This window comes from Sphingomonas hankookensis (genome assembly GCF_001619955.1).
Lineage (GTDB): Bacteria > Pseudomonadota > Alphaproteobacteria > Sphingomonadales > Sphingomonadaceae > Sphingomonas > Sphingomonas hankookensis_A.
The window spans coordinates 259,063-282,723 of sequence record NZ_LQQO01000001.1 but is presented as its reverse complement, the minus strand read 5'-3'; the positions used below and the strand labels follow the sequence as shown (position 1 = coordinate 282,723).

Below are 23,661 nucleotides of genomic sequence, written 5' to 3'. Positions count from 1 at the left end.
AGTTAGTCCTCGAACGGCGGCCCGCCGATCACACCAATGATCGCGGAATATTCAGGGTTGAATGCGCGAACCAGCTTGGCCGCGTCATCGTAAGTCAAACGGTGAAACTCGACGGCGACTTCGCCTTCTTCCGGCCGCGCTTCGATCCGGTCCGGCTCGACACCAGCATCGCGGAAGTCCGCAAGTGCAGCGTCGATACATTCCGGTTTGATGCGAAAGCGCATTCCGTCGGGTCTCGCCTAATTCTTCATCATCCCCACGAACCGCTCGAACAGATAGAAGCTGTCCTGCGGACCGGGCGACGCTTCGGGATGGTACTGCACGCTAAACGCACGACCGCCGTCAACTTCGATGCCGGCATTCGAACCATCGAACAGCGATACATGCGTCTCCACCACGCCGTCCGGCAGGCTGTCGCGTTCGACCGCGAAGCCGTGGTTCATGCTCGTGATCTCGACCGCACCGTCCGACAGCCGCTTGACCGGATGGTTCGCGCCGCGATGCCCCTGATGCATCTTGGTGGTCTTTGCACCCACAGCGAGTCCAAGGAGTTGGTGCCCCAGACAGATGCCGAACAACGGCTTGCCGGTATCCAGCAGCTTCCGGATCACCGGCACCGCATATTCGCCGGTTGCCGCGGGATCCCCCGGACCGTTCGACAGGAAGATGCCGTCCGGGTTCGCCGCCATGACCTCTTCATAGGTCGCGGTGGCGGGTAGCACGGTTACTTCAGCACCCGCGTGAACAAGGTTGCGGAAGATATTGCGTTTGCTGCCATAATCGATCGCAACGACATGCGGGCGCGAATCGCGTTTCGCGACACCTTCGCGACCTTCCGCGTGCGTGCTGTCGTCATAGCCCTTGCCCAGATGCCAAGCCCCGCCGGCCCAGCCATAATGCGTCTCGCACGACACGGTCTTGGCAAGGTCCATGCCCTCCAGCCCAGGCCATGCCTGTGCCTGCGCCAGTAGCGCCGGAATATCGAACTCGCCGCTCGCCGAATGCGCGATCACCCCGTTCGGCGCCCCGCCCTCCCGGATCCGCCGGGTCAGCGCCCGCGTATCGATGCCCGCAAGACCGATCCGGTTGTGCCGCGCCATCCAGGCATCAAGGTGTTCATTCGAACGGAAATTCGACGGCGCCGTCACGTCCTCGCGAACGATCATGCCCAGCGCGTGCGGGTCGTTCGCCTCGACGTCGTCGACATTGGTGCCGACGTTACCGATGTGCGGGAAGGTGAAAGTGATGATCTGCCCGGCAAAGGACGGATCGGTCATGATCTCCTGATAGCCGGTCATCGCAGTGTGGAAGCACACCTCACCGACCGCAGCGCCTTCCGCGCCGAAGCCACGGCCCCACAGCACGTCGCCATTGGCAAGGACAAGAACCCCGGTAGCTCCTTCGGGCATGGCGAATGGCTTGGCGTCGGCCATGATGGGCGGGCACTCCTCGGGTTTGTCTGATGATGTCGCTAAGCGGTGGCGGCTAGTCCCAACCCCGCGTCGCGTCAATCCTGTGATCGCGCATCGATTGCGGCTATGGGTATTCGCTTATCCAAACGAACGACATCGGAACCGCCATGATTCGCGATACCATCAAGGACGCCCTCGTCACCGCCATGAAGGGCGGCGATAAGGAGACGACCGCCACGATCCGCCTGATCCAGTCGGCGATCAAGAACCGCGATATCGAGGCACGCACCGGCAAGGCGCCTGAGAGCGACGACGCGCTGGTGGTCGAAGTGCTGCAGAAAATGGTGAAGCAGCGCCGCGAATCGATCGAGATGTACGAGAAGGGCAACCGTCCCGAACTCGCCGCCAGCGAAGCGCGCGAAGTCACCGTCATCGAACGCTTCCTGCCCGCCCCGATGGACGAGGCGCAGACGGCGGCGGCGATCGAGGCGATCAAGGTCGATCTGGGCGCCAGCGGCATGAAGGACATGGGCCGCGTGATGGCCGAACTGAAGTCGCGCCACGGCAGCGAACTTGACATGAGCAAGGCTAGCGCGGCGGTCAAAGCGGCGCTAAGCTGAACAGCCGATAGCGGGCACGCGAGCCACAGGAAGCCATGACCCTATCCCCCCAGTTCCTTGACGAGTTGCGCACCCGCACGACCCTGTCGGCGCTGGTCGGCAAGTCGGTGAAGCTCCAGCGCTCGGGCAACGAGTTCAAGGCGTGCTGCCCGTTCCATACCGAGAAGACGCCGAGCTTCTGGGTCAATGACGACAAGGGCTTCTACCATTGCTTTGGCTGCGGCGCGCACGGCGATGCGATCCGCTGGATGACCGACCAACGCGGCCTGCCCTTCATCGACGCGGTGAAGGAACTGGCCGCCGCCGCCGGCATGGAGATGCCGGCGCAGGATGCGCGCTCGGCGCGGCAGGCGGAACGCGCCAAGGGGCTGCACGAGTTGATGTCCGATGCGCAGGGCTGGTTCGCGGACCGGCTGGGCGACGAAGGCGGCATCGCCCGCGACGCTCTCGCCAAGCGCGGGATCAAGCCGGAAACCGCCCGTGCGTTCGGCATGGGGTTCGCCCCCGATGCCCGTGGCCGATTGAAGGCCGCGCTGGCGTCCTACGGCGACCCGATGCTGGTCGAATCGGGCATGCTGATATCGGTCGAGGGCAAGGAGCCGTACGACCGGTTCCGCGGCCGGCTGATGATCCCGATCCGCGACGCGCGTGGCCGGACGATCGCGTTCGGCGGGCGTATCCTCGGCGACGGCGAGCCGAAATATCTGAACTCGCCCGAAACCCCGCTCTTCGACAAGGGGCGGACGCTCTACAATATCGACCGTGCCCAGGCCGCCGCGCGCAAGGCGAAGCGGGTGATCGCGGTCGAAGGCTATATGGACGTCATCGCGCTGGCCCAGGCTGGTTTCGATGAAGTCGTAGCCCCGCTAGGCACCGCGCTGACCGAGCATCAGCTCGAACGGCTGTGGCGGATGGCCGACTGTCCGATCCTGTGCTTCGACGGCGACGCGGCCGGGATCAAGGCGGCGCGGCGCGCGGCCGAACGCGCGCTGCCGCTGCTGCAACCAGGCAAGAGCATTTCGATCGTCACCATTCCCGACGGCATGGACCCCGACGATCTGGTTCGTGCCGAGGGACCGCAGGCGTTCGAGGACCTGCTCGCCCGCCGCGAATCGCTATCCGATTTCCTGTGGCGGCTGGAGCTGGCGACGTTGCCGCCCGGCGCCGGCCCCGACGAGCGCGCCGCGTTCGAGCATGAACTGGCGCGCCTGGCGGGGACGATCACCCATGAAGGCATTCGCCGCGAATATTTCCGGACCTTCAAGGATCAGTTCTTCGCGCTGTTCGGGGCGAAGGACCGTCGCCTGCGCATCGTCGCGAACGACATGGCGGCGGCGGCCGACGTGCGGAAGGTTGATCTGGTCTTCGCGTTCCAGCGTGCCATCCTGATGGGCCTGATGCAGCATGTCGACGTGCTAAAGCGGCATTGCGAACTCGTCGCGCAGCTGCCGATCTTGAACGGGCAATTGCAGCGCTGGCGCAATCACTTGATCGACTTGGCGATCTATCGCAACGACCTGACCGAAAGCCTGCTGACCGACACGATCGCCGCCGACCGGCAGCTGGTCGACATGGCGCGACGGAACAAGGAAACCGATCTCGCCTTCAGCTTCTGGCTGCGCGGGACCGCTCCTGAGGTCGCCGAAACCGACCTGTTGCGGGTGATCCAGATCCTGGTCGACGAACAGGCGTGCCGCCGTGCGGAAAATGCTGCCGCCGAACGCTGTCGTCAGGACACGACCGAGCGGACCTTCGCCGAATATCAGCAGGCGCGGTCCGACCATGCGGCGGTGCAGGCCCGGATTCGTGACTGGATGGAGGAACTGGACGAGGCGGCTTGATCCCCCTTCGCCTCCCTCCCATATCCGGCGCATAGAATCGCCCGAAATCCACCCGTCGCACGCCGGATTGCACGCTGATTGCTTGCAAATCGCGCTGGCTCGGACAAAGACGACGGGTAAAATCGCGCGAACGACGCGCTGCGTAAAATTTCTTGAGGGTTATTGATGGCCAAGGCGAATGGTGGCGGCGACGACACGATCGATACCGGCGACGCGCCGCTGATCGACCTGAACGAAGGGTCGATCAAGAAGCTGGTCGCCCGCGCCAAGAAGCGCGGCTACATCACCGTCGACCAGCTGAACGAAATGCTGCCGCAGGATCAGATGACCTCGGAGCAGATCGAGGACATCATGTCGGCGCTGAACGACATGGGCGTCAACGTCGTCGAGAATGAAGACGCGGGCGAGGACGGCGAAGGCGAGGAACGCGCCAAGCAGGACGAGGACGGCGACGACGACTCGTCCGCCGATCAGGACGATTCCGCCGCCGCGTTCGAACCGGTCAAGAAGAAGGAAACCGTCGACCGGACCGACGATCCGGTGCGCATGTACCTGCGCGAAATGGGCGCGGTCGAACTGCTGAGCCGCGAGGGCGAAATCGCCATCGCCAAGCGGATCGAGGCCGGTCGCGACACGATGATCTTCGGCCTGTGCGAATCGCCGATCACCTTCAACGCGATCATCGGCTGGTCGACCGCCTTGAACGAAGGCACGATGCAGCTGCGCGAGATCCTCGATCTCGACGCGATGCTGTCGAAGGACCCGGCACCGGAATCGCTGTCCGACGACGAAGACGCCGACGACAATGGCGAAATCTCGTCGAAGAACGCCGGCCCCAGCTTCAAGGAAGAGGAAGAGCCCGAGGAAGCATCGGCCGACGAGGACGAGGACGGCGAACGCCGCGCCCCGCGTCCGAGCGATGATGATGACGAGGACAACACCCTCAGCCTCGCGCAGATGGAAGAACAGCTGAAGCCCCAGGCTTTGGAAAAGTTCGCCAACATCACCGCCATCTTCAAGAAATTCTCGAAGATGCAGTCGCAGCGTCTGGATGCGATGGCAGCCGGCGACGGGCTGAACGCGGCTGAGGAGCGCAAGTACCAGAAGCTGCGCGAGGAACTGACCGCCGAGGTCGAAAGCGTGCAGTTCCATCAGGCGAAGATCGAATATCTGGTCGATCAGCTCTATGCCTATAACCGTCGCCTGACGGCGCTGGGCGGGCAGATGCTGCGTCTCGCCGAGCGTCACAAGGTACCGCGCAAGGCGTTCCTCGACAGCTATGTCGATCACGAGCTCGACGAACAGTGGCTGACCTCGGTCGCAACGATCGACAAGAAGTGGAAGGCGTTCGCCGACAACGAAGGCGCCGCCGTCGACCGCATCCGCACCGAAATCGCCGAAATTGCGCAGCAGACCGGCATGGCGCTAAGCGAATTCCGCCGCATCGTGAACATGGTGCAGAAGGGCGAGCGCGAGGCGCGGATCGCCAAGAAGGAAATGGTCGAGGCGAACCTGCGCCTCGTCATCTCCATCGCCAAGAAATACACCAATCGCGGGCTGCAATTCCTTGACCTGATCCAGGAGGGGAATATCGGGCTGATGAAAGCGGTCGATAAGTTCGAATATCGCCGTGGCTACAAGTTCAGCACTTACGCGACCTGGTGGATCCGGCAGGCGATCACCCGCTCGATCGCGGATCAGGCGCGGACGATCCGCATCCCGGTCCACATGATCGAGACGATCAACAAGCTGGTGCGCACCAGCCGCCAGTTCCTGCACGAACAGGGCCGTGAGCCGACGCCGGAGGAGATGGCCGAGCGCCTCTCTATGCCGCTCGAAAAGGTTCGCAAGGTGATGAAGATCGCCAAGGAGCCGATCTCCCTCGAAACGCCGATCGGCGACGAGGAGGATTCGCATCTGGGCGACTTCATCGAGGACAAGAACGCGATCATCCCGGTCGATGCCGCGATCCAGGCGAACCTGAAGGAAACGGTCACCCGCGTCCTTGCCAGCCTGACCCCGCGTGAGGAACGCGTGCTGCGCATGCGGTTCGGCATCGGCATGAACACCGACCACACGCTGGAGGAAGTCGGCCAGCAGTTCAGCGTGACCCGCGAACGCATTCGTCAGATCGAGGCGAAGGCGCTGCGGAAACTCAAGCATCCGAGCCGCAGTCGCAAGATGCGTTCCTTCCTCGACCAGTAATCGACCGCCCCGGCCCTTACCAAAGTGCCGGGGCGCTTCGTTTCGGGACAGTTTCGATCCCGTTAATCCGCGCGTCATCGCGGTTAAAATAGCGGCAACCGTGTTCCTACGCGCTTGGGTTATCTATTGTCGGCATACCGGCTCCATCGACATCATGGGAGCCGGCGGTTGATAGTGGCAATTGCGAACAGGGATGGATGCGATACCGCGGAACGGCTGGCGCGGATCGTTCTCGCCGATGGCAGCGCCGGGCATGTCGCGCCCGACCGCCTGTCGCGAAACGATGCGCTGTTGCGCGATATCGCCGACGCGCTGCACCAGCTCTGCTCGCTTCACGGCCGCCATCCGGGCGTGGTCGATCATGCGGCGCGCGCCGACGTCCACCCGGCTGCCGCGCCATGGCTGGAACAGGCGGCTGCCGCATTTGCCGAGGAACGCGCCTATCTGATCCGCGTATCGGCCGCAGCAGGCCCGCCGCCGGGCACGCCGGGACAGGCTGCTGCGGAAGCGGCACTGGCGGCGCAGCGCCATGCGATCGACCTGCTGGCGCGATCGGGGCGGCCCGGCTGCGCGCTGGGGGCGGCCATCGCGGTGACGCTCGACTGGCCGGTGATCCGCCGGCCGCTGGACGCCGCGGCGATCCGGCTGGGGCTGGAGACAATCCCGCTCACGCTGCCGTCGCCCGCGCAGACGCTGCGCGTGATCGATCAGGTAACGGACGCGGCGCCGATCGAGCGCGCCATGACCTTCGGCCTGCAGCAATTGCTGGCCCAGCATCGCGGGCTGTGGGACCTGCTGCTCGCCCGGGCGGAAAGCCGCGGCTAGCGCCCGTTCGCTTCGCCGCCTATCGTCGCGGCCATGACGACACCACCGATGCGCTTCGAAGGAACCGAAGGATATGTCGCGACCGACGACCTGAAGGTCGCGGTCAATGCGGCAGTGACGCTGCGCCGTCCGCTGCTGGTCAAGGGCGAGCCGGGCACGGGCAAGACCGTGCTGGCGCAGGAGATCGCGCGGGCGATCGATGCGCCACTGATCGAATGGAACGTCAAATCGACCACCCGCGCGCAGCAGGGCCTGTACGAATATGACGCCGTGGCGCGGCTGCGCGACGGGCAGCTCGGCGACCCGCGCGTCCACGACATCGGCAACTACATCCGGCGGGGAAAGCTGTGGGACGCGTTCGTCAGCCCGACACTGCCGGTGCTGCTGATTGATGAAGTCGACAAGGCCGATATCGAATTCCCGAACGACCTGCTCCACGAACTCGATCGCATGGCGTTCGACGTCTATGAAACCGGCGAGCGGGTGACGGCGCGCGAGCGGCCGATCGTCGTCATCACATCGAACAACGAGAAGGAACTGCCCGACGCCTTCCTGCGCCGTTGCTTCTTCCACTATATCCGCTTTCCCGACCGGGCGACGATGCAGTCGATCCTCGACGTGCATTTCCCGGGTATCCAGCGCGTGCTGGTCAACCGCGCGCTCGATCTGTTCTTTGCGGTGCGCGAGACGCCGGGGTTGAAGAAGAAGCCGTCGACCAGCGAACTGATCGACTGGCTGAAACTGCTGCTACACGACGACATGCCGCTGGACGTGCTGGCGTCGCATGATCCGAGCAAGGCGATCCCGCCGCTGCACGGTGCGCTGCTGAAGAACGAGGCGGATGTGATGCTGTTCGAACGGCTCGCCTTCCTGCACCGGCGCACGGGCGGCTGACATCGGCCAGGCCGTTGCCATGACGCGACGATGCGTGGTCGGAAGATTTCGTTAACCACGATCGCCAACCGATCGGTCACCATCGCGGTCGCACTATGGCGCCATGTTCGGTTCGCTTGTCCGGGGCCTGTTGCTCCTCGTCTTTGCCGGTGCCGCCAGTTTCCCGCTCGGGGCACGTTCACTGCTCGATTATGTCGGGCAATGCGTTCCCTTCGCGCGGGCCGCGTCGGGTGTGGAAATCTACGGCGATGCCTGGACATGGTGGGATCAGGCCAATGGACGCTATCCGCGTGGCCACACGCCGAAGGTCGGCGCGGTCCTGACCTTTGCCAGGACGTCCCGCCTCCCGCTCGGCCATGTCCTCGTCATCAGTCGGGTCGTCGAACCGCGCGTGGCAATGGTGACGCATGCCAACTGGTCGCGGATCAACGGGGTGCGCGGCGGCGTAGAACAGGACGTGACGGTGTTCGACGTTTCGCCGAAGGGCGACTGGACGCAGGTGAAGGTCTGGTATCGTGATTCGCAAGGACTGGGCAGTTCGGTCTATCCGACGCACGGCTTCATCTACGGCCCCCGTCCCGCCACCGAACTGAGCAGCGCGGCGCCCGACTATGTCGGGTCGCTGATCGACGCCTATGCCCGCTGAGGGCGTGACGACTGGATACTCGCTCGGCTAGACCCGCGCCCGGGGGGATGGGCATGCGGCGGGAACATTGGCTCTGGATCGTCGGGATCGCGCTGGCGGGACTGGTCCTGCGCTGTTTTGCGGCGCGGGGCGGGCTTTGGCTAGACGAAGCATGGTCGGCAGTCTTCGCGCAGGAAGTGGCGACGCCGGCGGGCGTGCTGTTCCAGATCAATCACGACAACAACCACCATCTGAATACGCTGTGGCTCCAACTGGTCGGTCCGGCAGCACCACCGATCCTCCAGCGCGCCCTTTCCATAGTCAGCAGCTCCGCGACCATCGTCGTTGCCGCAGCGATCGCTGCGCGACGCGGGCCAGCACCGGCAATCTGCGCGGCCGTCGCGTTCGCCGTCGCGCCCTTCCTGCTGACCTATGGCGCGGAGGCGCGCGGCTATGCCCCGATGCTACTCGCCTGCGTTTCCGCCATCGCCATCATAGATGGCTGGTTGGCCGATCCCACACGGCCGAAGCCGTCGAGCGCCTTGACGATTGCCGCCCTGCTCGGCTGCCTTGCCCAGGCGACGATGATGTTTGCGCTTGTGATCCTGACATTATGGGTCACGGTGGAACGATGCCGCAATGCAGGCTGGCGCAAAGGATTGCCCGACACCATCGCCCTGTTCGCTCCGGCGGCGGCGGTCGCTGTCCTGCTGGTTGCCGGCGCGTGGGCTGCCGCGGCTGGAGGCGGCGGGTTCCATATCGGCAATCGCGAGCCGCACGACTGGCTCAAATGGTCCGATGCGATGCGCCAGCTGCTTGCCGGCATGTTCGGCGCCACAATCCTGGCCGTGCCGCTCCTCTATCTGGCGCGCGGCACGAGCGACCGGCTGGCGACGCTTGCGCTGATCGCCTGCGCACTGCCCTTGGCGGTCGCGCTCCTCGCGCTGCCGAATAGCGGTGCTGCGCGCTATTATGCCGTCGTCGTCCCGCCCCTGCTGTTGCTGACCGTCATCATCCTGCCGATGGCATGGAATCATCCTGTAAAGCGGTGGATTGCCGCAGCTATCTCGCTCACCTTCCTCCTCACCGCAGCAGTCGCCGACAGGGCAATAATCCGCAACCTGCGCGGCGACCCCGGCCGGGCGGTCGCGACCCTGGCACGCGTCGCGCCGGGCGGGGCCATCGTATCGGTCGACTATAGCCGGTCCAGCGCAATCCTGATCGCCGCCGCTCGCTCGCAACGCTATTCCCTGACCGTCGCCGAAACCGCCTGCCCGCCCGCCCGCTTTCATCTCGTCGAACGCGATGGCGACACGCGCTTCCCCGACCGGCCATTCTGGTGCGGCCGCACCTATCGCGAGATCGCGCGCGGCGACCCCGCCGGGCTTTCGGGTACGCACTGGCGGTTGTACGGGGCGATGCGGTAACCTGCCGCGATGTTCCATTCCTTCGTCGAAGCGCTGCGGCGCACCGGCATGTCGGTCGGTATCCGCGAACAGCTCGTCCTGATCGAAGCGATCGATCGCGGCGTCATCGAACCGACGATCGACGCCTTCTACCACCTCGCCCGCGCGACGTTCGTGAAGGACGAGGCGATGGTCGACCGGTTCGACCGTGCCTTTGGCGAAGTGTTCGGCGGCATCACCTCGCCCTCTGGAGTCGACCCGGTCGCGATCCCGGCGGACTGGTTGCGGGCGGTGGCGGAGCAATATCTATCACACGAACAGATGGCTAAGATCGCGGCGATCGGCGATTGGGATCAGCTGATGGAGACACTCCGTCAGCGCCTTGCCGAGCAGGACGAGGCACATCATGGCGGATCGAAATGGATCGGCACCGGCGGGACCAGCCCGTTCGGCCATGGCGGCTATAACCCCGAAGGCATTCGCATCGGTGGCGAGAGCCGGCATCGCCGGGCGGTAAAGGTCTGGGAACGGCGCGAGTTTCGCAACCTCGACAACGACCGTGAGCTGGGCACCCGCAACCTGAAGGTCGCTCTGCGCCGCCTGCGTCGCTTCGAGCGGGAGGGGAACGCCGACGAACTAGACCTCGATACAACCATTGCCGACACTGCACGGCGCGGCTGGCTCGACGTCGCGATGCGTCCGGCGCGGCGCAATGCGGTGAAGCTGCTGCTGTTCCTCGATGTCGGCGGGTCGATGGACCCGTTCATCGAGCAGGTCGAGGAGTTATTCTCCGCCGCCACCGCCGAGTTTCGGCATCTCGAATTCTTCTATTTTCACAATTGTATCTATGAAGGGGTGTGGCGCGACAATCGGCGGCGCTTTGCCGAACGCCAATCGACCTCCGAGCTGCTGCGGACCTATGGCCCCGACTATCGACTGGTCGTGGTGGGTGATGCGGCGATGAGCCCCTATGAGATCGTCCATCCCGGCGGGTCGGTCGAACACCATAATGATGAAGCGGGCGCCGTATGGCTGCAACGCCTGACCGCGCATTGGCGGTCGGCGGCATGGATTAACCCGGCACCCGAAGCGCATTGGGGCTGGACCCAATCCACTCAGCTGATCCGCGACCTGTTTGCCGGACGAATGTATCCGCTGACGATCGACGGACTGGAGGCAGCGATGCGCGAGCTATCGCGCCGTCGCTGATCAGAAGCGGTCGATCGCCCGGTGGAGGCGACGCAACGTCGTCGGATCGCCAACCGGCGCGAGCGCAGCCTCGGCCGCCAGCGTCATCAGCCGCACCGCGCCGAAGCTGGCGGCAAGCCCTTTCAGCCGGAACGCCGCCCCCGCCCATTGCTCGCCGGTCGCGCTTTCCATCGTGGCCAGCACCCGCCGCGCGCTGTCGATGAACGCTCCGCGCAGCTCGGCGATCAGCAGCGGCTCGTCGCCTACCGCCGCCGCCAGCGTCGCATCGATCGCACCGGGATCATAAGCCATGGAATCGTCATAGTGCGAACGGGGTTAATGGATTCTTACCCGGCTGTCGCTGCCCCCTCGATCGTGTTAGACGCAGGCCATGAACGGGGGTTCGAACAACGGGCTGCAACAGCATCGCCACGACGCCGACGACGGGTTCACGGCACCGCATGCCGTGACCGACGACACTCAACATTGGCTGGCAGAGGCGTTTCCGGATGCCGAACCGATCCGACGCAACTGGATCGGCCCTTCGATTGCCGGACTGGTCGTGGTCGCATGGATCGGCGGCATGCTGGCATGGAGCGCCCCCTCCCTCCCCGCGCTCGGGCCGATCGGCATGGCGTCGTTCATCGCTGCGCTATGCGTGCCGCCGATGCTGGTCGGTATCGGCTGGCTGCTGCTACGCCGCAACAGCCGCAGCGAAGCCCGTCGCTTCGCCGCGACCGCGCAGTCGATGCGCGCCGAAGCCTTTGCACTCGAACAGGTGCTGGAATCGGTCCGCCGAACCCTCGCCGAATCGCGCGCGGAGGTGGTCGAGCAGAGTGCGTCACTGATGATGCTGGGCGATGCCGCCACCGGCCGGCTGCGCGGCATCAGCGCCGATATGCGCGAACAGATCGCGGCGATCGGCGAAACGACCGCGACACTCGACCGCATGAGCCAGACCACCGAACAGCGTCTGGCCACCGTCCTCGCCACCCTGCCGCGGGCGCATTCGGAAACGGCGGAACTGGCCGCGCTGCTCGACGCGACCGGCCTGACCGCCAGCGAACGGGTCGCCGCGCTCGACGCGCAGCTCGCGAACGTGGCCCAGCAGTCGCGCGAAGCGGACGAGCTTGCCGGGGGCGCTGCCCAACGCCTTGCCGCGCACATGAACCGGATGGAGGCGACCAGCGAAAGCGCCGGTGCCCGTCTGGAAAGCGTCATCGCCACCATGTCCGGCGCGATCGATGCGGTGCTCGACCGTGCTGCCGCCGCCATCGACGAATCGCGCAAGGCGATCACCGCGCAGGGCGACGCGACCATCGCGATGATCGAGGCGAACGGTTCGGCGATCGAACGCGCCGGCCGCGAAGGCGCCGAGCAACTCGCCACCCGCGTCGCCCAGATCGACGGTTCGATCCGCAGCCTTGCCGCCCAGCTGGACGATCGCCGCCGGGACAGCGAGGCATTGCTCACTCTGCTCAATGACGGCCTGTCGGGTGTCGACGAACGGTTCGACGTGCTGCGCACGACCGGCGTCGAACGTGCGCAGGCGGTTGCCGGATCGGTCGGCGCGCTGACCCAGGTCGCCGATGCGTTGGCGGAAGCGCTGGCCAATGGCGACGACACCGCCCGCCGGGTGATCGCCACGGCGGAAGAGGTGCTGACCGCACTCGACGCCGCCGCGCGCGAAATGGACGAGACCCTGCCGGGGGCGCTCGACCGGCTCGACGCCCGGATCGCCGACAGCCGCGCAGTGGTTGCCGGGTCGAAGCCTGAATTGCTGGCCCTCGTCACCGCCGCCGAGAGCACCCATGACGCCATCGAGGCGATTGCCGGCGTGGTGGCGATGCAGCGCGACACGCTGTCGACCGTGCAGCAGTCGCTGCTCGACACGCTCGACCGGGGCGCGGAGCGGATCGAGGGCGTCCGCACCATCGTTGACGATACCATCGCGACGACCGTCCGCTTTGCAGAGGACGCCGCGCCCCGCCTGTCGGAGGCGATGCTGCGCATCCGCGACACCGCCGAAGCGGCCAGTCAACAGGCGCGCGATACGCTGGCCAAGGTCTTGCCTGACGCCGCCCGCGATCTGGAGACACAGGGCGCCCGCGCGCTCGCGAATGCCGTCGACAATGCCGTGACCGCGCAGGTGGCCGAGCTTTCGACCATCGCGAACCATGCGGTTGCTTCGGCGATCGAGGCGTCCGAACGGCTGTCGCGGCAGATGCTCGACATCGCGGATACCAGCAAGCAGTTGGACGAACGCATCGCCGCTGCCCGTGCCGAGCGCGAAGCGGCGGACAGCGATCAATTCTCGCGCCGGGTGTCGTTGCTGATCGAAGCGATGAACTCCGCCGCGATCGACATTGCCCGTTCGCTGTCGACCGATGTGTCGGACACGGCATGGGCCGCCTACCTCAAGGGTGACCGAGGGGTCTTCACCCGCCGCGCGGTCCGCCTGATCGACAGCGCGCAGGCGCGTGAGATCGCGTCGCTGTACGATCAGGACGACGGCTTCCGCGATCAGGTGAACCGCTACATCCATGATTTCGAAGCGATGCTGCGCCACATCCTGACCCTTCGCGACGGATCGCCGATGGGTGTGACCTTGCTGTCGTCGGATATGGGCAAGCTCTACGTGGTGCTGGCGCAGGCGATCGAGCGGTTGCGGAGCTGAGGCTCAGGCTCATCACCAATCACCACCGTTCAGTTCGAGCAGCTTCGAGCCTGTCGAGAAGCGTTTGTCGAGAACGCCGTAGTTTGGGGCAACCCCTTCTCGACTACGGTTCTCGACAAGCTCGAACCTGCGCCCGAAGCAAACGGCTGAAGGGTTCATACAAACGAGCGCGGATGACACGCTACGCTCAAAAGCCGCCCTCAGCGATAGAAATCCAGCATATCCGCCGTCACCCATCCGAACACGAAGTTCAGATAGAAGATCGCGAACAGCACGGTCGCGACGATGGTCGTCCGCCACGCCATCCGCCCGAAACTGAACCCCGCCGGCGCGCTGTCGGCCTGTCCCGGCACCGGGGGTTCGCCCGCTTCATGCGTCGTGCGAACCCCGAACGGCAGGACCAGGAACATGGCGAACACCCAGAAGAGCAGGTAGATCGCCAGCGCCGACTGCCATGCCATGTCGGTCAGGCCGGGATGATGAGGACGTCGACGACCGGCTTCTTGCCCGTCCAGCGCGTCGCGACGCGGCGCACCGCCAGACGGATCGCCTCGGGCAGCTTGGACCGCTCGCGCCCCTTCGACGCGACAGCCTCCACCGCGGCATCGACCGCTTCCTCGAGAAAGGGTTCGCGATCTTCCTCGACCGGCACGCCCTGCACGCGGATCTGCGGTTCGCCGATCAATTGCCCGCGCCGGTCGACCGCCACCGCCACCGACATGTGGCCATAGGCCGCCAGCTTGCGCCGTTCGTTGATCGTCGTGCCGTCGGCGGGCAGGATGACGTCGCCATCCAGCGCCAGACGCCCGACGACCGCGTTGCCGACCTTGACCGGATTGCCCGGGGCCAGGCGCACGATGTCGCCATTGGTCTGGACCAGCGTCTGCTTGATCCCTTGCGACAGGCCGAACCGGGCATGTTCCATCAGGTGCCGCATTTCGCCATGCACCGGCATCAGCACCTTGGGCCGCAGCCAGCCATAGAGCTTGGCCAGTTCCGGTCGGCCCGGATGGCCCGACACGTGCACATGCGCCTGCCGGTCGGTGATCATCTCGATCCCGGCCGCGGCCAGCTGGTTCTGGATTCGGCCGATCGCGACTTCGTTGCCCGGAATCTGCTTCGACGAGAAGATGACCCGGTCGCCGGCTTCGAGGCTCAGCTGATGTTCGCGGTTCGCAATGCGTGCCAGCGCGGCACGCTGCTCGCCCTGTCCACCGGTTGCGATGATCAGCACCTGATCGCGCGGCAGCCGCATCGCGGTGTCAAAATCGACCGTCTGCGGGAAATCCTTCAGATAACCGGTGGCCTTCGCGACCTTCAGGATTCGGTCGAGCGAACGGCCCGCCACGCAGACCTTGCGGTTGGTATCGCGCGCCACTTCGCCCAGCGTGTGCAATCGCGCCGCGTTCGACGCGAAGCTGGTGACCATCACCCGCCGCCCCTGCGCCGACGAGATCTGCTTGAACAACCCCTTTCGGACGTCCGCTTCCGAACCTGACGCTTCGGTATTGAAGACGTTGGTCGAATCGCAAACGAGCGCGAGAATGCCCTCGTCCCCGATCGCGGTAAGCTCTTCCGGCGTCGCGGGGGTCGCGACCATCGGTTGCGCATCCAGCTTCCAATCACCCGAATGAAAAACATTCCCATGCGGCGTGGAAATGACCAGCGAGGTCGATTCGGGGATCGAATGCGCCATCGGCACGAACTTCACGCCGAACGGCCCGACGTTCACGTTGCCGCCCAGGTGCACGATCTTCAGCTTCACCCGGTCGGCAATGCCTTCTTCGTCCAGCTTGCCCCGGATCAGCCCGGCGGTGAACGGCGTCGCATAGATCGGCACGCCCAGATCGGCGGCTAGATAGGGCAGCGCGCCGATATGGTCCTCATGCCCGTGGGTGATGACGATGCCGAGCAACTGGTCGCCGCGTTCCTCGATGAACTGGAGGTCGGGCAGCATCACGTCGATGCCCGGATAGGCCGGGTCGGCAAAGGTCACGCCGCAATCGATCATCAGCCACTTGCCGGCGGTGCCGTACAGGTTGACGTTCATGCCGATTTCGCCCGATCCGCCGAGCGCGACGAAGAGCAGTTCTTTCTTTGGTGTCACTCAATTTCTTTCAATGCCCGCGCCCATTCGCGGGTTCGGTTTGCTTCGTTATGGTGCTGTAGTGATATGGGTGCGGCGCCACAGCATCGCCAGTCCCGTGATGGTCAGGTCCTGTTCGACATGGTCGAACACCTGCGTATGTTTCTCGAAAAGGATCGCCAGACCGCCCGTGGCGATCACGCGGACCGGGCGGCCGATTTCCGCCTTCATCCGCGCGACCAGCCCCTCGATCATCGCGATATAGCCCCAATAGATGCCGATATGCATCTGATCGGCGGTGTTGCGGCCGATGACGCTTGTCGACACCGGTGCCTCGATCGCGATGCGCGGCAGTTTCGCCGCCGCCGTCACCAGCGCGTCGAGCGATAGGTTGATTCCCGGCGCGATGATGCCGCCCTTATAGGCGCCCGAATAATCGACGACATCGAACGTAGCCGCCGTGCCGAAATCCACGACGATCAGGTCACCGGGATGCGCCGCGTGCGCCGCGATTGCGTTCAACGCACGATCCGCGCCGACCGCATGCGGTTCCTCGACGTCGAGCGCGATGCCGTATGCCGCCGCGCCGCGTCCTGCCACCGCTGCCTCGACCCCGAAATATTTGATCGCCAGCACTTCGAGATTGTGGAGTGCGCGCGGGACGACAGTGCCGATGATGACGCCGGTCACGACCGAACGGTCGCGGCCGTCGAGCGCCAGCAACTGGCTGAGCCATACCGCATATTCATCGGCCGTACGGCGGGGATCGGTCGCGATGCGCCAGCGTGCGACGATCGCATCGCCATCGACCAGCGCAAACACGATATTGGTATTGCCGGCGTCGATCGCTAGCAGCATCGAATTTCCCCGCCATGCCCGCACGGCACGCTTCGTCCCGCGGTAGAGGGTCCGCCGACCGACGACAAGCTCTGCCGTCGAAGCTGACGCCGCAGGGCCAGGCAGCCTCGTTCAAGCAAAGACGTCACCCGCGTGGACCAGGATTACCACGCCATCGCCATCCAACAGGCGAAGCGCGCCATCGGAATCCAGCCCATCGAACCGTCCCTGCCGCTCGCCACCGTCCGGCAGACGGACCCGGAGCGGAGTGCCGCGGGGATGGGCGGATGCTTCCCACGCGTCGCGGATCATGGTCATCGCATGACCGCGCCACAGGTCCAGCCAAACTGCAAAATGATCGCGCAACAGGTCGAGCAACATCGCGGGGTCGGCGGCTACGCCATGCTCCAACAAGCTCGTCGTCGGGCGATCGGTCAGATGCGGGTGGCTCGCCAGATTAACCCCGAATCCGATCACGACGGCGTTACCGTCGCCGCGTTCCAGCAGAATACCTGACAACTTCGCGCCGCCGATCAACAAGTCGTTCGGCCATTTGATCGTTGCCAGCCCGGGCGCGACCGCTGCCACCGCCTCCGCCAGCGCAATCGCCGCAACGAGCGTCAGCGTTGGTGCCGGCGGATCGCCGGGCGCCAGCCGCACGATCGTGCTGGCAAACAAATTGCCCGCACCATCCGACCAGGGACGCCCGACCCGTCCCCGCCCGGCATTCTGGCGTTCCGCCCGCAACCAAATGCCTTCCGCGGCACCGGCCTGCGATGCGGCAAGGAGGTCGGCGTTGGTCGACCCCGTCTCGCCGATAACGCGAACCGTCAGAACAGCGCCCGCGCCGCGGCCAGCGACCATGCCGACAAGGGCGCGATCAGGAACAGGCTGACCGGCGAAATCACGATCGCCGCCGCCAGGGTCAGGCCACCTTCGACCAGCGCCGGCTCACGTCCGAAGGCCGGGGCCGGTTCGTCAAAATACATCGTCTTGACGACGCGCAGGTAATAGAAGGCACCGATGGTCGATGCGGCGATACCGATCACCGCCAGCGACAACAGGCCTGCCTGCACCGCGGCTTCGAACACCGCGTACTTCGCCCAGAAACCGAACAGCGGCGGGATGCCGGCGAGCGAGAACATAAAGATCATCAGCGCGAACGCCAGTGCCGGCCGCGTCCGCGACAGGCCTGCCAGGCTGGCAACCGTCTCGACCGGCTGGCCGTTCTCGTCGCGCATCTGCAGGACGATCAGGAACGACCCCAGCGTCATCACGATATAGACGGCGAGGTAGAACAGCACGCCCGCGACACCCTGCGCCGATCCGGCGGCGAGGCCGATAAGCGCGAAGCCGACATTGTTGATCGAAGAATAAGCGAGCAGCCGCTTGATGTTCCTCTGCCCGATCGCACCGACCGCACCGAGAATGATCGAAGCGAGCGCCGCAAAGATCACGATCTGGCGCCATTCGAGGACCGCCGGGCCCATCGCCTCGACCGCCACGCGTAGCGCCATGGCCATCGCCGCAACCTTCGGCGCCGAGGCGAAGAAGGCGGTCACCGGCGTCGGCGCGCCTTCATAAACGTCCGGCGTCCACATGTGGAACGGCACGGCGGCGAGCTTGAACGCAAGCCCGGCGAACACGAACACCAGCCCGAACAGCAAGCCCATGTTGCGCGGGCCGGCATAGGCAATCGCAATATCGTCGAACAGGGTAGTGCCGGCAAAGCCATAGACCAGGCTGATGCCGTACAGCAGGATGCCCGACGCCAGCGCACCCAGCACGAAATATTTCAGGCCCGCTTCGGCCGAACGCGTGTCGCGCCGCATGAAGCTGGCGAGGACGTACGCCGCAAGGCTCTGCAACTCGAGACCGACATAGAGCAGCAACAGGTCGGACGCCGACACCATCATGCCCATGCCGCAGGCCGACAACAGGATCAGCACCGGATATTCGGGCTTCAGGTCGTCGCCGCTGGTCCGTTCGAAAAAGCGCGGCGCAATGATGATCGCCACCGCCGATGCGATATAGATCAGCACCTTGGCAAAGGCGGCGAACGCGTCGGCACGATACATGCCGCCGAACGCCGTCCCGCCCGACGATCCGTTGCCGATCAGCGCAACGCCCGCGCCGGCCAGCACGAAGACCGCCGCGATACTGACGCCGCGCGCCGCCGCCTGCTTGCCCCAAGCCGATACCAGCATCAGGACGATCGCCCCGACCGCCAGCACCAGTTCGGGCAGCGTCATCGAAAGTTGTTCGGCGTAGCTCATCAGTGCGTTTCCCCGTGCGCCGCTGCCGCGCCCGTTCCATGTTCCGCGGCCTTCGCCGCTGCTGCCGCCGGATTACCCGGGGTCGGCCGTGAATCCGATGGCGGCGTCGCGCGCTCGATCCGGGCGACCAGAAGGCCGACATCCTTGCGCATCGGCGCCATGAAGCTCTCCGGATAGACACCCATCCAGAGCACCACCGCGGCGATCGGCGCCAGCAGCGCCAGTTCGCGCATCGATACGTCCGGCATCGCCTTCACATCGTCATGCACCAGATCGCCCAGCGCGATCCGCCGATATAGATATAGCGAATAGGCCGCACCGAGGATGATGCCGGTGGTGCAGATCAGCGCCGCCCAGGTCGACACCTGATAGGTGCCGGCAAGGCTCAGGAACTCGCCGACGAAACCCGACGTGCCCGGCAGACCGATCGACGCCATGGTGAACAGCAGGAAGAACACAGCATAGCGCGGCATGTTGATCGCCAGACCGCCGTACCGAGCGATCTCGCGGGTATGCAGCCGGTCATAGATGATGCCGACGCACAGGAAGAGCGCGCCCGACACCAGCCCGTGGCTGAGCATCACGATCATCGCGCCTTCGATGCCCTGCTGGTTGAAGGCGAACAGGCCGATCGTCACGATCGCCATGTGTGCAACCGACGAATAGGCGATCAGCTTCTTCATGTCCGACTGCACCAGCGCGACGAGCGAGGTGTAGACAACCGCCACCGCCGACAGCGTCAGGATCAGCCAGGTCAGCTGACCCGATGCCTCCGGGAACATGGGGATGGAGAAGCGCAGGAAGCCATAGCCGCCGAGCTTCAGCAGCACGCCCGCCAGGATCACCGAACCCGCGGTCGGCGCCTGCACGTGCGCGTCGGGCAACCAGGTATGGACCGGCCACATCGGCATCTTGACCGCGAACGAGGCAAAGAACGCCAGCCACAGCCATGTCTGGACATGTGCCGGGAAGTCATAGGCCATCAGCGTCGGGATATCCGACGTCCCTGCCGTCTGGATCATGTAGATCATCGCGATCAGCATGAGCAGCGAGCCGAGCAGCGTGTACAGGAAGAACTTGTACGACGCATAGATGCGGTTCGCCCCGCCCCAGATGCCGATGATGAGGTACATCGGGATCAGACCGGCTTCGAAGAAGACGTAGAACAGCAGCAGGTCCTGTGCCGCGAAGGTGCCGATCATCAGCACTTCGACGGTCAGGAACAGCGCCATATATTCGGGCACTCGGTTGGTCACCGACTTCCACGATGCCCCGATGCAGATCGGCATCAGGAACACGCTGAGCATGATGAGCATCAGCGCGAAGCCGTCGATGCCGAGCGCGTAGCGGAACACGCCGAAATCGCCCATCGCCGGCGCCTCGACGAACTGCCACTGCGCGCCGCCGATATCGTAGTTCGCCCAGAGCAGAACGCCCAGCGCAAGATTGACCAGCGTGGCGATCAGCGCCGTCCAGCGCGCCCCATTCGCCGATACGAACAGGCACACCATCGCTGCGACCGCCGGTACCAGCAGCATCACCGACAGGATCGGGAAGCCGTTCACGAGTTATTCCCCCGAACCATTTGCTTGAAACCGCGCATCACGACGCGATCGCCCAGGTAACCGCCGCCGTCAGGCCGATCAGCATGACGAAGGCATAGGTGTAGAGATAGCCGGTCTGCATTTTGACCGCGACGCGGCTCGACAGTCCGACCAGCGTAGCCGATCCGTCCGGACCGAAGCGGTTGATCGTCTGTTCGTCACCACGCTTCCAGAAGAAGCGACCGAGCGCGAAGGCCGGGCGAACGAAGAGCAGGTGATACAGCTCGTCGAAATACCATTTCCGAAGCAGGAAGCGGTGCAGCACGCGGAAGGTATCCGCGATCGCCGCCGCCGTACCCGGCCGGATGATATAGACGTAGAGCGCGCTCACTAGGCCGATCAGCATCACGATCGTCGCGGCCAGCTTCACCAGCAGCGGCACCTCGTGCATCGCGTGCATCAGATGTTCGTTGAAGAACAGGCTGCCCTTCCAGAACGTCTCGCCCGCCTCCGGCTCGATGAACCAATGATGGAAGACGTAGCCGGCGGCGACCGCGCCGACCGTCAGCACGATCAGCGGGATCAGCATGACGATCGGGCTCTCATGCGGGTGATAGCCGGCAGTGCCTTCGACGACGTCGCTCGCATGCGCGTCGTGCGTCGACGGGGCATGGCCTGAATCCTCGGCCGCGGGCGGCGCCGGGTGGCTGCCATCGTCATGCCCGTGACCATGCGTCTCGTGATGATCGCTGTGACCATGCGCATCATGCACCGCATGCTGAATATGCTCTGACCCGGCCCAGCGCGGCGCGCCGAAGAAGGTCAGGAACATCAGCCGCCACGAATAGAAGCTGGTCAGCAGCGCGGCGAACGTCCCGACATAGAACGCGCCATAGCCGTTCGGGCCCGACGCCCAAGCCGCTTCGAGGATCGCATCCTTCGAATGATAGCCGGCAAAGCCACCCACGCCGTAGATTCCGACCCCGGTGATCGCCAGCGTACCCGCCATCATTGCCCAGAAGGTCAGCGGAATGTGCTTCCGCAGGCCGCCATAGAAGCGCATGTCCTGTTCATGGTGCATCGCATGGATGACCGAACCGGCACCAAGGAACAGCAGCGCTTTGAAGAAGGCGTGGGTGAACAGGTGGAACATCGCCGCGCCGTATGCGCCGACACCGGCCGCAAAGAACATATAGCCCAGCTGCGAACAGGTCGAATAGGCGATAACCCGTTTGATATCGGTCTGCACGAGGCCGATCGTCGCCGCGAACAGGCACGTAGCCGCACCGACAGCCGTGACCACAGCCAACGCAGTCGGCGAGGTTTCGAACATCGGCGACAAGCGGCACACCATGAAGACGCCGGCGGTGACCATCGTCGCGGCGTGAATCAGCGCCGACACCGGGGTCGGGCCTTCCATCGCGTCCGGCAACCAAGTGTGGAGGCCAAGCTGCGCCGACTTGCCCATCGCGCCGACGAACAGCAGCAGGCACAGCACCGTCATCGTGTCGGCACGGAACCACAGGAAGCCGATGGTCGAGCCGGCCATCGACGGCGCGGCTTCGAGGATCGCCGGGATCGAGATGGTGCCGAACACCAGATAGGTGCCGAAGATGCCGAGCATGAAGCCAAGGTCGCCCACGCGGTTGACCACGAACGCCTTGATCGCGGCGGCATTGGCCGACGGCTTGCGGAACCAGAAACCGATCAGCAGGTACGACGCCAGACCGACGCCTTCCCAACCGAAGAACATCTGCACCAGATTGTTCGCGGTCACGAGCATCAGCATCGCGAAGGTGAACAGCGACAGATAGGCGAAAAAACGCGGCTGGTCCGGGTCCTCGCTCATATAGCCCCAGCTATAGAGGTGGACGAGCGCCGATACGCTGGTGATGACGACCAGCATGACCGCGGTCAGCGCATCGACCCGCAATTCCCAGGCGATGTCCATGCCGCCCGAAAGGATCCAGGTCGACACCGGCGCCACATTCGCCTGCGCTGCACCGGTCAGGAACGGAATGAAGATCGACCACGACAGCGCTGCCGCGACGAGCAGGCCGGCGGTGGTGATGATCTTCGGCACCGCGATGCCGAACGCGCGGTTCGACAGCCCCGCGACGATCGACGCCAGCAGTGGCAGGAACACGACGATATGGATGGCGCTCACGAAAGCACCCCCGAAACCCGAAAAGCCACCGGCATCACCCCTTCATCCGGTTGACGTCGTCGACCGCGATGGAACCGCGACCACGGAAATAGATGACCATGATGGCCAGCCCGATCGCGCTTTCGCCGGCGGCGACCGCGAGGACAAACATCGCGAAGATCTGACCCACCAGGTCACCTAGCTGCGCCGAGAAGGCCACGAAATTGATGTTCACCGCCAGCAGGATCAGTTCGATCGACATCAGGATGACGATCAGGTTCTTCCGATTGAGGAAGATGCCGAGCACACCCAGCGTGAACAGGATCGCCGCAACGACCAGATAATGGGTAAGACCGATCACAGCTCGACCCCCTGCCCGATGGGCTGATTGACGTTACGGATCGCATCCTTGGCGCGACGGTTGATCTGGCGGTTGATGTTCTGCGCCTTGGCATCCGCACGCTTACGCTGCGTCAGCACGATCGCACCGATCATCGCGACCAGCAGCACCAGCCCGACACCTTCGAAGACATACAGGTAGCGCGAATAGAGCAGCTGCCCGATCGCCTCAATATTCGGGATCGCAACGTCGGTCGGCGCGATCCGCTTGGCCAGATCGATCCGGGCAGCGGTCCAGGCATAGGCACCGACAACCAGTTCGACCGCGAGCAGCACCGCCAAGGCCAGACCGGCAGGCAGATAGCGGACGAAACCGGCGCGCAGTTCGGTGAAGTCGATGTCGAGCATCATGACCACGAACAGGAACAGCACCGCGACCGCGCCGACATAGACGATGACCAGCAGCATCGCGATGAATTCGGCGCCGCACAGCACCATCAGGCCGGCCGCGTTGAAGAAGGCGAGGATCAGCCACAGCACCGAATGGACCGGATTGCGCGACGTGATCGTCAACGCAGCCGATGCCACCACGATCGTGGCGAACAGATAGAAGGCGAGTGTCTGGATCACGAGCGCTGCTCTTCCCCCTGCCCGCCCCGCGCGGATGTGCGGGACGAAACGCTAATCGAATGGCCGGCGAAGCGAACCGTTTCGCCCCCGCCGGTACGGAACATGCGCGC

General features: G+C 64.8%; 21 protein-coding genes. 9 read left to right on the top strand and 12 right to left on the bottom strand.

From position 1 onward, the window contains the following. Positions 1-2 precede the first annotated feature (2 nt). Positions 3-224 (bottom strand): hypothetical protein, encoded by a 222-nt coding sequence (locus AVT10_RS01475; RefSeq protein WP_066687367.1) that lies wholly within the window; start codon positions 222-224, stop codon positions 3-5. 15 nt (positions 225-239) lie between these two features. After that, a complete protein-coding gene (carA, locus tag AVT10_RS01470; protein ID WP_066687365.1) occupies positions 240-1,433 on the bottom strand; it encodes a glutamine-hydrolyzing carbamoyl-phosphate synthase small subunit in 1,194 nt (397 codons plus the stop codon). A 146-nt stretch (positions 1,434-1,579) separates the two neighbouring features. Here carA and AVT10_RS01465 point away from each other — a divergent pair, with 146 nt between their 5' ends. The 8 genes from AVT10_RS01465 to AVT10_RS01430 all read left to right on the top strand — a co-directional run bounded on the left by AVT10_RS01465 (position 1,580) and on the right by AVT10_RS01430 (position 11,037). Next, positions 1,580-2,032 (top strand): GatB/YqeY domain-containing protein, encoded by a 453-nt coding sequence (locus tag AVT10_RS01465; RefSeq protein ID WP_066687363.1) that lies wholly within the window; start codon positions 1,580-1,582, stop codon positions 2,030-2,032. 35 nt (positions 2,033-2,067) lie between these two features. Beyond that, a complete protein-coding gene (dnaG, locus tag AVT10_RS01460) occupies positions 2,068-3,873 on the top strand; it encodes a DNA primase (RefSeq protein ID WP_066687361.1) in 1,806 nt (601 codons plus the stop codon). A gap of 165 nt (positions 3,874-4,038) precedes the next feature. After that, positions 4,039-6,078 carry an RNA polymerase sigma factor RpoD gene (rpoD, locus tag AVT10_RS01455; RefSeq protein ID WP_066687359.1) on the top strand — a complete coding sequence of 680 codons (2,040 nt, stop codon included), beginning with the start codon at positions 4,039-4,041 and terminating at the stop codon, positions 6,076-6,078. A gap of 174 nt (positions 6,079-6,252) precedes the next feature. Beyond that, positions 6,253-6,903 carry a DUF6975 family protein gene (locus tag AVT10_RS01450; protein ID WP_232307825.1) on the top strand — a complete coding sequence of 217 codons (651 nt, stop codon included), beginning with the start codon at positions 6,253-6,255 and terminating at the stop codon, positions 6,901-6,903. Between the two features lie 48 nt (positions 6,904-6,951). After that, positions 6,952-7,797: an AAA family ATPase gene (locus AVT10_RS01445; protein WP_066687355.1), complete on the top strand. Its 846-nt coding sequence runs from the start codon at positions 6,952-6,954 to the stop codon at positions 7,795-7,797. A gap of 103 nt (positions 7,798-7,900) precedes the next feature. Then, a complete protein-coding gene (locus AVT10_RS01440) occupies positions 7,901-8,443 on the top strand; it encodes a CHAP domain-containing protein (RefSeq protein ID WP_066687352.1) in 543 nt (180 codons plus the stop codon). Between the two features lie 53 nt (positions 8,444-8,496). Beyond that, a complete protein-coding gene (locus AVT10_RS01435) occupies positions 8,497-9,849 on the top strand; it encodes a hypothetical protein (RefSeq protein ID WP_157092658.1) in 1,353 nt (450 codons plus the stop codon). A gap of 9 nt (positions 9,850-9,858) precedes the next feature. Next, positions 9,859-11,037: a vWA domain-containing protein gene (locus AVT10_RS01430; RefSeq protein WP_066687346.1), complete on the top strand. Its 1,179-nt coding sequence runs from the start codon at positions 9,859-9,861 to the stop codon at positions 11,035-11,037. Here AVT10_RS01430 and AVT10_RS01425 read toward each other — a convergent pair whose 3' ends face one another. Continuing rightward, the gene (locus tag AVT10_RS01425) at positions 11,038-11,328 is read right to left on the bottom strand and encodes an Hpt domain-containing protein (protein ID WP_066687343.1); all 291 of its coding nucleotides are present in this window, start codon (positions 11,326-11,328) and stop codon (positions 11,038-11,040) included. A gap of 79 nt (positions 11,329-11,407) precedes the next feature. On the opposite strand from AVT10_RS01425, the gene AVT10_RS01420 reads away from it, so the two are divergent. After that, positions 11,408-13,693 (top strand): hypothetical protein, encoded by a 2,286-nt coding sequence (locus AVT10_RS01420; RefSeq protein WP_066687340.1) that lies wholly within the window; start codon positions 11,408-11,410, stop codon positions 13,691-13,693. Positions 13,694-13,893: 200 nt separating this feature from the next. Here the strand turns inward: AVT10_RS01420 and AVT10_RS01415 are convergent, their stop codons facing one another. From AVT10_RS01415 to AVT10_RS01375, 9 genes are all read right to left on the bottom strand, one after another. After that, positions 13,894-14,154 carry a DUF1467 family protein gene (locus AVT10_RS01415; protein ID WP_066687336.1) on the bottom strand — a complete coding sequence of 87 codons (261 nt, stop codon included), beginning with the start codon at positions 14,152-14,154 and terminating at the stop codon, positions 13,894-13,896. A 5-nt stretch (positions 14,155-14,159) separates the two neighbouring features. Continuing rightward, positions 14,160-15,800, bottom strand: a complete 1,641-nt coding sequence (locus tag AVT10_RS01410) for a ribonuclease J (protein WP_066687327.1) — start codon at positions 15,798-15,800, stop codon at positions 14,160-14,162. A 48-nt stretch (positions 15,801-15,848) separates the two neighbouring features. After that, positions 15,849-16,637, bottom strand: coding sequence for a type III pantothenate kinase (locus tag AVT10_RS01405; RefSeq protein WP_066687324.1), 789 nt, complete (start codon positions 16,635-16,637; stop codon positions 15,849-15,851). Between the two features lie 111 nt (positions 16,638-16,748). Then, a complete protein-coding gene (locus tag AVT10_RS01400) occupies positions 16,749-17,480 on the bottom strand; it encodes a biotin--[acetyl-CoA-carboxylase] ligase (protein ID WP_066687321.1) in 732 nt (243 codons plus the stop codon). After that, positions 17,447-18,892 (bottom strand): NADH-quinone oxidoreductase subunit NuoN, encoded by a 1,446-nt coding sequence (gene nuoN, locus AVT10_RS01395; protein ID WP_066687318.1) that lies wholly within the window; start codon positions 18,890-18,892, stop codon positions 17,447-17,449. The genes AVT10_RS01400 and nuoN overlap by 34 nt, the downstream gene beginning before the upstream one ends. Then, positions 18,892-20,457: an NADH-quinone oxidoreductase subunit M gene (locus AVT10_RS01390; protein ID WP_066687316.1), complete on the bottom strand. Its 1,566-nt coding sequence runs from the start codon at positions 20,455-20,457 to the stop codon at positions 18,892-18,894. Before AVT10_RS01390 ends, nuoN begins: the two co-directional genes overlap by 1 nt. A gap of 37 nt (positions 20,458-20,494) precedes the next feature. After that, positions 20,495-22,603, bottom strand: a complete 2,109-nt coding sequence (gene nuoL, locus AVT10_RS01385; protein WP_066687314.1) for an NADH-quinone oxidoreductase subunit L — start codon at positions 22,601-22,603, stop codon at positions 20,495-20,497. Between the two features lie 34 nt (positions 22,604-22,637). Next, positions 22,638-22,943, bottom strand: a complete 306-nt coding sequence (nuoK, locus tag AVT10_RS01380) for an NADH-quinone oxidoreductase subunit NuoK (protein ID WP_055755914.1) — start codon at positions 22,941-22,943, stop codon at positions 22,638-22,640. Next, the gene (locus AVT10_RS01375; protein WP_066687312.1) at positions 22,940-23,551 is read right to left on the bottom strand and encodes an NADH-quinone oxidoreductase subunit J; all 612 of its coding nucleotides are present in this window, start codon (positions 23,549-23,551) and stop codon (positions 22,940-22,942) included. Before AVT10_RS01375 ends, nuoK begins: the two co-directional genes overlap by 4 nt. Between the last annotated feature and the right edge of the window lie 110 nt (positions 23,552-23,661).

Coding starts and splice junctions, on each gene's coding strand:
- AVT10_RS01440 (WP_066687352.1), top strand. CDS start 7,901: ATGTTCGGTTCGCTTGTCCGGGGCCTGTTGCTCCTCGTCTTTGCCGGT.
- AVT10_RS01425 (WP_066687343.1), bottom strand. CDS start 11,328: ATGGCTTATGATCCCGGTGCGATCGATGCGACGCTGGCGGCGGCGGTA.
- nuoN (WP_066687318.1), bottom strand. CDS start 18,892: ATGAGCTACGCCGAACAACTTTCGATGACGCTGCCCGAACTGGTGCTG.
- carA (WP_066687365.1), bottom strand. CDS start 1,433: ATGGCCGACGCCAAGCCATTCGCCATGCCCGAAGGAGCTACCGGGGTT.
- AVT10_RS01445 (WP_066687355.1), top strand. CDS start 6,952: ATGCGCTTCGAAGGAACCGAAGGATATGTCGCGACCGACGACCTGAAG.
- AVT10_RS01465 (WP_066687363.1), top strand. CDS start 1,580: ATGATTCGCGATACCATCAAGGACGCCCTCGTCACCGCCATGAAGGGC.
- rpoD (WP_066687359.1), top strand. CDS start 4,039: ATGGCCAAGGCGAATGGTGGCGGCGACGACACGATCGATACCGGCGAC.
- AVT10_RS01420 (WP_066687340.1), top strand. CDS start 11,408: ATGAACGGGGGTTCGAACAACGGGCTGCAACAGCATCGCCACGACGCC.
- AVT10_RS01475 (WP_066687367.1), bottom strand. CDS start 224: ATGCGCTTTCGCATCAAACCGGAATGTATCGACGCTGCACTTGCGGAC.
- AVT10_RS01405 (WP_066687324.1), bottom strand. CDS start 16,637: ATGCTGCTAGCGATCGACGCCGGCAATACCAATATCGTGTTTGCGCTG.
- AVT10_RS01415 (WP_066687336.1), bottom strand. CDS start 14,154: ATGGCATGGCAGTCGGCGCTGGCGATCTACCTGCTCTTCTGGGTGTTC.
- dnaG (WP_066687361.1), top strand. CDS start 2,068: ATGACCCTATCCCCCCAGTTCCTTGACGAGTTGCGCACCCGCACGACC.
- AVT10_RS01400 (WP_066687321.1), bottom strand. CDS start 17,480: ATGGTCGCTGGCCGCGGCGCGGGCGCTGTTCTGACGGTTCGCGTTATC.
- AVT10_RS01435 (WP_157092658.1), top strand. CDS start 8,497: ATGCGGCGGGAACATTGGCTCTGGATCGTCGGGATCGCGCTGGCGGGA.
- AVT10_RS01430 (WP_066687346.1), top strand. CDS start 9,859: ATGTTCCATTCCTTCGTCGAAGCGCTGCGGCGCACCGGCATGTCGGTC.